Origin of the sequence: Mesorhizobium sp. M7A.F.Ca.CA.004.12.1.1, from assembly GCF_003997835.1 — a bacterium.
Lineage (GTDB): Bacteria > Pseudomonadota > Alphaproteobacteria > Rhizobiales > Rhizobiaceae > Mesorhizobium.
Map to the genome: position 1 here is coordinate 1 of NZ_RZRK01000552.1, position 4,133 is coordinate 4,133.

A 4,133-nucleotide genomic window follows, 5' to 3' on the forward strand; every position below is an offset into this window, starting at 1 on the left:
CTTGGGCGTAAGTACCGACCGCGCCGAAAGCGAGGGCAGCGTTGCCGGCACCAAAATCAACGGCGGCAACGGCGGCAGTCACAAAAGCGGTGCTTGCAATTTGGGTATTGTTGGTGCCGGGAGCCGCTGTTGCGGTGGTCATGTTGCTGGCAACACCCGACGCGGGCGTTCCCAACGCGCCGCCAACAAAATATGCTGCACCGGTTCCTACTTCGTCGGTGAGAGCAGCCCGCAAATTAGCCGATGATGGGGTCGCAAGAAACGCGGCGATGCCCGCAGCCAACCCCGAAACACCCGTGGCGATGGGGAGGCCGGTCAAGTTAGTTGCGACACCCGATGCAGGTGTGCCCAACGCGCCGCCGACGAAATAAGCCGAGCCAGTTCCTACCTCATCGGTAAGCAAGGTCCGGAGGTTTGCCGACGATGGTGCGGCGACGAATGCGTCAAAATTGGCCGCGCGAGCGATGGCTCCCCAAGAAGTGAGGTTGGCGGTGAGGGGTTGGTAAGCGGCGGCGGCATCCGATACCGATAGAGCGGTCTGGGTGACACCGTTGATCCGGTAAAACAGGCCCGTGGTTGCGGTCCACATGTCGCCGTTCGCCGGAGCGTTCGGTGCAACACCGTGCGGAAGTCTAATCGATGCCGCCGTGGTGGAACTGGTCTTGAATGTCTGGATAATGGTCCACTGCGAGGCGTTGTCGAGGGACGCCATCGCCTTGGTGACGCCGTTTACCCGAACGTACAAGCCAAAGGCAGCAGTGGTCCAGAAATCGCCATCCGCAGGCGCATTTGGCACAATGCCGTGGGGAACATTAAAACCCGCGCCAAGCACCGCTTCCGACGCGTCCGTTACCAGCTTGCCGGTCATCGTCCCGCCAGCAAGAGGCAGGCAGACCAGGGATGCCGCCGTCGCGAAATCCGATATCGTGGCGGCAAGCTGTGTGCCGGTGTGGTTCGCTCTGGCGAGCAGGAAGGCGTCCGAGCTATTGGCCGTGGCGCCATCGGCCACGTTGAGCAGCGCGCGAACCTGTGCGGGCGTCAATTCCTCGGTGTCGCCCGTCAACGCGCTTACCCGGCCAAGGATGGTCTCTGTGGCCTGGGTCAGGGCGTGTTCGTCGTTCCAGTTCGATGGCTGGACAATCGTCGGGTCGCCCGCGTCGGGAATGAGCGACGTGAACTTATGCTTCAGCGATACAGTCATTGCATCGGCACCGTTTCAACACCGATCGGGCGGCCCTGCGGGTCTTTGATGACCTTCTTCGGCGCGGTGAGTGCCTTGGTGACCATGATCATGAACTGGCCGAACTGCTCACGTTGGGCGGCCATCTCTTTCAAAACCGCCTCGCCGCCGATCGGGTCAATCTGAATTGGCGGAGGAACAATGCCGTTCGCGGCCAAGACCTGGTTCTGATCGGTTGCAGCCGCAATCTGCTTGGAGCGCAGATCGAACTGCTTTTCCTTCATCGTCATGTCGTGCTGCTCGCGGGCGAACTGCATACCCTGTTCGACCTGGGCGCCCTTGAGCTTCGCTTCAGCAGCTTTTGCTGCCGCGTCCGCCTCTCGCGTCTTCGCTTCCGCTTCAGCCTTTTGTTGTTCGGGGCTAGGCTTTGGTGTCTCAGGCTGTGCGGCTTTCGCCTTGGCATCGGTGACCATCTTTTCCAGAACGTCTTCGACAGACTTGCCGAGGTTGAACAGCCGGGAGTTGGCCGCGAAGATTTCGACGGCAACCTCTTTCGGAAGCTCCCCGGACTGGACCATTGGACCGACAGCAGCCCAGTAGGCGCCGGCACCTTGCAGGAATTCCGCAGCTTCGGCCTTTTGCCGAGACAGGTCCGCCTTCACCGTGGAATCGCTTTCGACATCGATGCGGTACATGGTCGATAGCTTCTGGGTGAGAAGCTGCTGAACAGCCTGCATCTGTGCCAGCTTGGCCTGCCGGGCTTTCTCAGCCATCTGGGCGGCCTGGGCGGCCTGCTGATACTGCTGCATCTGGTCGGGCGGCAGTTGCGCACCCTGCGGCGGCGGTGGCGGCGGCTGGATAGGCGTGAGATCCTGTTGCGTCGGGATGATCTGGACGCCCGTCATCTGCTGAAGCGTCTCGTGTGAAAACTTCGCAGGGATGATTTCCGACATCATCACGAACAGGTCGCGCGCGCCGCGCTCCATCATTCGCTGCATCTTCTGGATGCGCAGCGAGCCCCATTGCGTCTTGATCTGCTGGGCGCCTAGCGTCTCGTTGGATTTCGAAGCACCGCGAACGATGTCCGATATCCCGGTGATTTCGTAAATCGCCTGCTTGGTCTGCTCACGGGCGTTGTACAGCTCGCGAAGGACGAGGATGAACTTTTCCACCGGCCAGAACGCGACCGCTCCAGCGAGCCCACCATTGGCCGCCCAGATGTCAGCATTGCCGATCGGGACAAATTCCGTGTCGTCGGCCGCCAGCATATTGCCGATGTCGCCGGCATCGCCCGAATACCAGCCTTTCACCTTCATGTGGTTGGTGATGATGTTGATGCGCTTTGTGGTCAGGTCCAGCTCGTCGGCGAGCTTCGAATAGATCGAGAAAGGGTTGACCGGCATCAGGCGGCCGGTGAGTTCGATCGGCTGCACTGGCGTGGCGATCGGGAAGAAATTCGTGAGGCCAAGCGGGTCATCGACTGTCTTCAGGATCACGCCCGTATCGTCGACGAAGTAGACCTTGCGGCTGGTTTTGCACCAGATTTCCCAACCTGTCAGGTCGTTGTCGGATTCGCCGCGCGCCTTCTTTTCCTGGTCGCTCGTCTGCATCCCAATCATGGCGGAATCGAACGCCGTATCTTCGTTTTCGCGCGAGACGACGAACCGGAACGACAGCCATGGGCACTCGCTCCAGCGCTTGGCCGGACCATGGCGGAAATCGCGCCAGCTTACGGCTTCGAATTCGATGCGCTCGTTTGCGAGCCGTTCAGAAGGCTGAGAAGCCCCCGTGGGTGCTTGGGCGGCGTCGACCTGTACAGAGGCGTCAGGCTCCCCGCCATCTGCGACACCGCTGCCGGGGCCATACCCGTCAGTTTCTGCCTTAGCAGCTTCTCCACCGTCTTCGGCCGCAAGCTCATCAGTCACATCCTCTACGATGTCGCTCTTGAACCGGAGCCGCACCACGCCGCGACCAGCCAGGAAGGCGTCTTGAGCCTCGCCCTCCAGTTCGACCTGGAGCTTGGAATCGTCAACCTGCACCTTTATCGATCGCTCGATGATTTCCGCCACGTCTTTGCCGGCTGGATCTTCATCCGCGAAACGACGCCGCACGTCTGGCGCGGGCGGGCTGTTGATGACCGCCGGCACGATGGTTTCGACGTTGGCGTATAGGATGTTGAAATCGTAGGTCGAGCCGAGCGTTGTCGACGTGGTGTAGTCGCGGCTCGATGTCTCGCCAGTGAAGGCTTTGACGGCCTTTTCGGCATCATCCAGCCACTGCTTTTCAAGCTTACCGGCAGCTTCGACACGGTTCAGCCATTTGGCGCCCTCGTCGCGAAGGGCCTTTCCCTGCTTCTGCTGGTCGGGTGTGCGCTTGTCAGCCTTGGCCATGGCGGCAAGATGCCGGGCCAGCCAGCGAAAACATAAGCCGCTTGAAACGCTAGGGGATCAGCCCCGCGCGGACCAACGAACGGCGAAGGGATTGGTTGGCGGTTGTGGCAGGCCCGTTAGTTGAACGACCACTCGTTCCAATTTTTCACGCCGCTACCCTCGAACAATTTAAGCAAGTTCCCGCGTGCTGCGAGGCGCTCATTTGCCATCTTTACGGGATCGTAACCCTCTGGCGCTGGTGAGTACCCTAACACCGCATGAGCCTTGAAATTTTTCAGCCCATCATCGATGACACAAAATGCCCCTGCGTTGACATCTGTAAGCCTTATTTTGCGGATTTCTCCAGCCGATGCCCAAATGTAGCCGGCATCTTTTCTCTGGTGATTTTTCGCAAGTTGGCCCTGCATAATGTTTTCCCAGGCTTCAACAGCCGTGGCTTCCCAAGCTCTGCAGACGCTCAATTCCGCTTTCTTCAGTCGCTCCTTCGGGATTGCTTTGATGCTGCCGCTTTCGATCTGGTCCGGGTCAATCAATGCGTAGACAATCGGCTCGCGGTTCTTAAC

Annotated in this window: 2 protein-coding genes and 1 pseudogene; all 3 read right to left on the bottom strand. The window is 59.9% G+C overall.

Annotated features, from left to right (window positions below; genetic code table 11):
• Nucleotides 1-1,201, bottom strand: a pseudogene (locus tag EN984_RS24800) (hypothetical protein); the annotation flags it as partial.
• Nucleotides 1,198-3,570: a hypothetical protein gene (locus tag EN984_RS24805; RefSeq protein WP_127271044.1), complete on the bottom strand. Its 2,373-nt coding sequence runs from the start codon at nt 3,568-3,570 to the stop codon at nt 1,198-1,200. The pseudogene EN984_RS24800 and the gene EN984_RS24805, both read right to left, overlap by 4 nt.
• A 116-nt stretch (nt 3,571-3,686) precedes the next feature.
• Nucleotides 3,687-4,133: hypothetical protein (locus EN984_RS37860; protein WP_164765622.1), on the bottom strand; the 447-nt coding region annotated here is incomplete at its 5' end.

Coding starts and splice junctions, on each gene's coding strand:
- EN984_RS24805 (WP_127271044.1), bottom strand. CDS start 3,570: ATGGCCAAGGCTGACAAGCGCACACCCGACCAGCAGAAGCAGGGAAAG.